Annotated in this window: 4 protein-coding genes, 1 tRNA gene and 1 pseudogene; 1 reads left to right on the top strand and 5 read right to left on the bottom strand. The window is 56.4% G+C overall.

Annotation, left to right across the window (positions count from 1 at the left end; all coding sequences use genetic code 11):
• Window positions 1-136, bottom strand: a pseudogene (locus RTK32_RS18715) (formate/nitrite transporter); the annotation flags it as partial.
• 408 nt (window positions 137-544) lie between these two features.
• On the opposite strand from RTK32_RS18715, the gene RTK32_RS18710 reads away from it, so the two are divergent.
• Window positions 545-620 (top strand) — tRNA-Ala (locus tag RTK32_RS18710).
• Between the two features lie 407 nt (window positions 621-1,027).
• On the opposite strand, the gene RTK32_RS18705 is transcribed toward RTK32_RS18710, so the two are convergent.
• The 4 genes from RTK32_RS18705 to RTK32_RS18690 form a co-directional block, all read right to left on the bottom strand.
• A complete protein-coding gene (locus RTK32_RS18705) occupies window positions 1,028-2,155 on the bottom strand; it encodes an aminotransferase class V-fold PLP-dependent enzyme (RefSeq protein ID WP_312046620.1) in 1,128 nt (375 codons plus the stop codon).
• Between the two features lie 139 nt (window positions 2,156-2,294).
• A complete protein-coding gene (locus tag RTK32_RS18700) occupies window positions 2,295-3,050 on the bottom strand; it encodes an alpha/beta hydrolase (protein ID WP_312046618.1) in 756 nt (251 codons plus the stop codon).
• Window positions 3,051-3,058: 8 nt separating this feature from the next.
• Window positions 3,059-4,126 carry a class I mannose-6-phosphate isomerase gene (locus RTK32_RS18695; protein ID WP_312046616.1) on the bottom strand — a complete coding sequence of 356 codons (1,068 nt, stop codon included), beginning with the start codon at window positions 4,124-4,126 and terminating at the stop codon, window positions 3,059-3,061.
• Between the two features lie 122 nt (window positions 4,127-4,248).
• Window positions 4,249-5,112 carry a glucose 1-dehydrogenase gene (locus tag RTK32_RS18690; RefSeq protein WP_312046614.1) on the bottom strand — a complete coding sequence of 288 codons (864 nt, stop codon included), beginning with the start codon at window positions 5,110-5,112 and terminating at the stop codon, window positions 4,249-4,251.
• Window positions 5,113-5,168: the final 56 nt, after the last annotated feature.

The raw sequence follows: 5,168 nt of genomic DNA, 5'->3' as shown, positions 1-5,168 counted from the left end.
CCAGCAAAAAGCCGGTGGCAATAAAAGCCCCCGCAATGAAGCCAAGGATCAGCAGAGTAGGGACAGAGGAACGGCTTTTGGCGAAACCGGCCTGAATAGCGACCGCCGCAATTTCTTTAGGTGAATACAAGGACATAGTGGCTCTGATTCTGGTGTAGTGAAAGAATGGCCGAATCCGTCGCGTTATACGCGCGCATCCAGCGCTGAGAAGGGTTCGGCATACAAAACGGGGCAAGTTTTGCACGGGAATTTAACAAAAACAAGCGCAATTAGATGCACTATTAACGCTCTGTTTACACGATAGAATTGGCCGCGCTGTGATTGCAGCGGGAACGTTGTCGGATTGCGTTCAGAACACCATTTCCTCGCTGCCATAACGCCAATAAAGGCGATTTATGCTATGGAAATCCGTGACCGCTGCTGACTTTCCCTTCTCGTTGACCGCTTTTTCAGCGATTAAACGCAGATTGTGATTTTGCCGTTGACACTCACAGCCTCGTTTCATATTATGCCCGCCGTCAAGACGACAAAGGTTTTTCGGCTCGGGGGTATAGCTCAGCTGGGAGAGCGCTTGCATGGCATGCAAGAGGTCAGCGGTTCGATCCCGCTTATCTCCACCAATCACTTCTCTCGTTTTCTTCTGCTTTTGGCCTCGTTCGCGTAGCCGCTTCCCTTATTAAAATCCTTACCCGTTTACCATTCTGCTCAACTGCTCAACTGCTCAACTGCTCAACTGCTCAACTGCTCAACTGCTCAACTGCTCGTCCCTTTTTAGGATCTTGTCCTTAGCCGATTTTACCTGATGTCGACAGAATGGCCTTCAGAACAGGGTGCCTTAATGGCGAAGCAGGGTAAAAAACGGCGCGCAACAACACCGCGTGAAAAACATCACGGTTCTGCTTTGCCTGTAAGACAGCACGCTGTGGCGCGATTTTATGGAAGCGGGGGACAGTGAAACGGCCCGTTTATTTTTGGGGGGGCGAGCTGCCGCCCGCACCGGCAAGCGGCAAAAAAGAGAGTAGGGCGATTAGCCGGACCGGGCGTTAAACTCGCCGCTTTCTACCAGAAAATCGATTAGCGCCGTCAGCCTTTGCAAATCGCTGAAGGCAATATTGTGGAACAGGGCAATACGTAGCTGGTTGCGTCCGAGCGCACGGTAGCCCTCAATGCCGTGCACCAGTCCTTGTTCATCCAGATAGCGGGTCAGCCTGTCTGCGTCGATGTCGGCTGCCATATCGATGGCGGCTACCGTGGTCGAACGCGCTTTAGCATCAGTAACGAAGGCGGAAAGCCACGGCCTCTCCTGCGCCCACTGATAAACCCAGGTCGCTTTCTCTGCGGCCTGCCGTTGTACTTCGGCAAAACCCAGCGCGTTCATGCGTTCAGCCTGACGGGCAAACAGGAACAGCGTCGCCACTGCCGGCGTATTGTAGGTTTGCTGCTGTTCGCTGTTGCTCAGAGCCAGCCGCCAGTCGGCAAATACCGGAATATAGCGATCCTGCGTGGCGATCTCTTCGATGCGCGCTTTTGCCCGAGGCGACAGGATAGCGACAAACAGCCCGCCTTCACTGGCAAAAACCTTCTGCGGCGAAAAAAAGAATACGTCTACACGCGACAGATCGCAGGCTATTTGTCCGGCGCCGCTGGTGGCGTCTACGGCCAGCAGGCAGTCTTCGCCGACTTCCGGCAGGTACGTATTCATCACGCCGGTCGAGGTTTCATTTAGCGTACAGGCCACTACGTCGACATCCTCCGTTAAAAAACGGTCGTTAGGCTGGCCGTAATCCACTTCTACTTTCTCTGCCTGAATCCACGGGATACGGTCCGAAGCCTTAAACCATTTAGAGGAGAACTCGCCGCAAACATGGTGCGCGATACGTTTTCTCACCAGGCCAAGCCCGATCATATCAAACAGGATGGTCGCGCCGCCGTTGCCAAGTACGATGCTGTACCCGTCCGGCACCGCTAAATACGCTTTCAGCGCCTGCTGGATTTGCCGACAGAGCGCGCGCACCGGCTCTTTACGGTGGCTGGTACCTAATAAATGCGGCCCCTCTTCCTGCAGATGCGCTAAATCCTCCAGGCGGATAAGTGAGGGGCCACAGCCAAAGCGTGGATCGGAGGGAATCAAATCTTCCGGAAGGGATAGCACCACATGTTTCTCCTGAGAACGCCGCAATGGCGGCACGAGTGAAAAATAAATATAACCGCGTTTATAAAGTGCGCGCTATTGATTTCACAGGAAAAACGATGAGCGAGGTAAAAGCGGAGACGGTTATCTCCGCTGAGGCAAGTTAAAGCGTAGAGGCAAAGGCCAGCATTTTTTCAGCCAGCTTCTGCGGCGTCTGTAGCGGCATTAAATGGCCCGCGCCGGCAATGACCTCCAACCGACCGGCAGGCAGATGGGAAAGCGTCATCTTCTGCTGATCTTCCGGAGAAGGCACCTGATCGTCAGCCGAACCGGCAATCAACAGCGCCGGGCAATTCACCGTGCCAATACGTTCAGACCAGTCTTCGCGACTGCCCGCTTCCGGCCAGGCATGCCAGGCGGAGAGGTTGGCACGTCTGGCGTCGCGGATAGCAATTTCACGCACTACATCGGGCAGGCGCTCACCGGCTGCCGCATCCACAAACTGTTCCGCTTCCTCCCGGCTGCCGCCGTACTGACTCTGGCTGCGTCGATCTTCCTCGCTCATCGGCTGTGGGCCGGGTGGGGACGGCGCCACCAGAATCAGCCCTTTCAGGTAGCCCGGTTGGCGCGCCGCCAGTGCTAAGGCGACTTTTCCGGTCATGGAGTGGCCGACCAGAATACAGTTAGTCAGCTGCAAAGCGCGGATACTCTCATCAAACTGCGCGACCATTGAGGCCACGTCATAGCCGGGAGCCATAGCTGCGGCGCCAAAACCTGGCGTATCCAGCGTGACGCAGCGGTTGTGCTCGTCCAGCCAGCTAATAGTCGGGTGCCAGGTATGTCCGGAGCCGCCTAAATAGTGCAGCAGGACAAAAACCGGCGCATCATTCGTCTTGCCGTGCAGAGAACAGGGCAACATAAGCCCTCCTAACGTAGTTGATCTTTGACATCGCCGAGCCGGGCAATCGCCTGCTCGTCATAACCGCGCTCACGCAGTGGTGCGTTCACCTCTGCCTCTAAATCCGGCACGTAGCCCACCAAAAACTCGCCTGGCGCACTAAAGGTGACTTTACCGAGTGCGGCGGGCAACAGCAGCGTTTCGGCGCGCCCCAGCGTCCAGCTTTCCCCTGCCGCTTCAATTTGCAGCGGTTTACCCAGGTTGGAAATAATCCGCGCGCGCGTAAAGCTATAGTCACAGGCAGCGGAAACACGCCAGCGTTCCAGCGCAAAATAAGGGCCGGCGCAGCAAAACAGACGTGTTACCTGCTGGTTTTCCACCAGCGTCAACCCCTGGTGCGGCTGCGTGGTCAGCTCCGGACGCAATTCTGCCAACAGCGCATCGATATTCTTTTCCTGTTCCTGACGGGGGATTTTGCTGCCATCCTCCATGCGCCACGGCATTGCGTGCTGCTGGATATTGGATGTCTGCTCAATTTCATAAATCAGCGTATCTGGCCCGAAAGAATGCAGCATGCCACCCGGCACGTAAAAGGTATCACCGGTTTTAACCGGATGACGCACCATCACCTCGTCATATTCTCCCGCCAGCAGTGCCGCACGCAGGTGCTGCTGACTGACGCCAGGCTTGATGCCAGCCAGACAGGTAGCGCCGGGCGCGGCCCATAAGATATGCCAGGCCTCACTTTTGCCGTTAGGTTGCTGTTCAAGATGCTGCGCTGCCTCATCATTGGCGTGCAGATGTACGGGCAGCATTCCGGTACCGTCGATAAATTTGCTGAGCAGCGGGAAATGCGGACCGCGCCAGCCAGGTGCTACCAGCTCGTCAGGGTAACGTTCGGTCAGTTCGTGCAGGCTCATGCCTTCATAGTCGCCGTTTTTAACGCTGGCGCGCATGCCTTCCACGTCACTGATTTCCCAGGTTTCCGCTATGCGTCCGTCAGGCAGGTCGGCTTTGGCGAGGCGAGTTTTAATCAGCTCGCCGCCGAAAATATGGGTGGCAATCGGCAGCGTCAGCCGTAAGGGATAGGCTTTCATTTTCGCTCCTTACAATAGCCTCCGCTCTCTGTCCGCCAGGCATGACAAAGCCGTCCGGGAAGGAAAGCGGGGGGAGAAAACAGGCGAGAAGGCGGTGAGGCCGCAGCCCCACCGCCAGACTGTCAGATGACGGCCACGCCGCCGGTGACGGCAATGGTCGCGCCAGAGATATAGCTGGCTTCATCGCTGGCCAGCATCACATAGGCGGGCGCCAGCTCGGCAGGCTGTCCGGCACGCTGCAACGGCACTTCACTGCCGAAGTTTTTAACCTGTTCGGTCGGCATCGTGGCCGGGATCAGCGGCGTCCAGATTGGGCCTGGCGCCACGGCATTGGAACGAATGCCTTTGTCTGCCAGCAGCGCGGCCAGGCTACCGGAAAAGTTTATGATAGCCGCTTTAGTCGCAGAATAGGCGATCAGTTTTGGCTTAGGCTGATCGGCATTAACCGAAGCGGTATTGATAATCGATCCGCCCGCCGGCATATGCGGCACCGCTGCTTTACAGATGCGGAACATGGCGTAGATATTGGTTTTCATGGTGCGGTCGAACTCGTCATCGCTGATTTCATCCAGTGACTCGCGGGTCATCTGGAAAGCGGCATTGTTGACCACGATATTGATTTCGCCGAAAGCTTCCACCGCTTTGCTGACGATAGCCTTGCAATGTTCCGCTTCGGTCACATCACCTGCTACCAGCACCGCTTTCTGGCCTGCTTCTTCAATCAGGCGGGCGGTTTCTTTCGCATCTTCGTGCTCATCCAGATAGGAAATCAGCACGTCCGCGCCTTCGCGAGCATAGGCAATAGCCACGGCGCGGCCGATTCCGGAGTCACCGCCGGTAATAAGGGCTTTTTTGCCTTTCAGACGGCCGGAACCCTTGTAGCTGGCTTCGCCATGATCGGGAACGGGCTGCATTTCATTGGTCGCTCCCGGCCACGGTTGCTGTTGTTCTGGGAGTGGAGGTTGGGGGCGATTTGTCGTCGACATGGGCTCTCCTCTTCAACCAGCAAGAATGCCGGTAGGTAATGGGTTATGCTGCTGCG

It is taken from the genome of Erwinia sp., assembly GCF_031978025.1.
GTDB lineage: Bacteria > Pseudomonadota > Gammaproteobacteria > Enterobacterales > Enterobacteriaceae > Erwinia.
The sequence above is the reverse complement of the archived record's forward strand: the minus strand, read 5'-3'. Positions and strand labels throughout refer to the sequence as shown.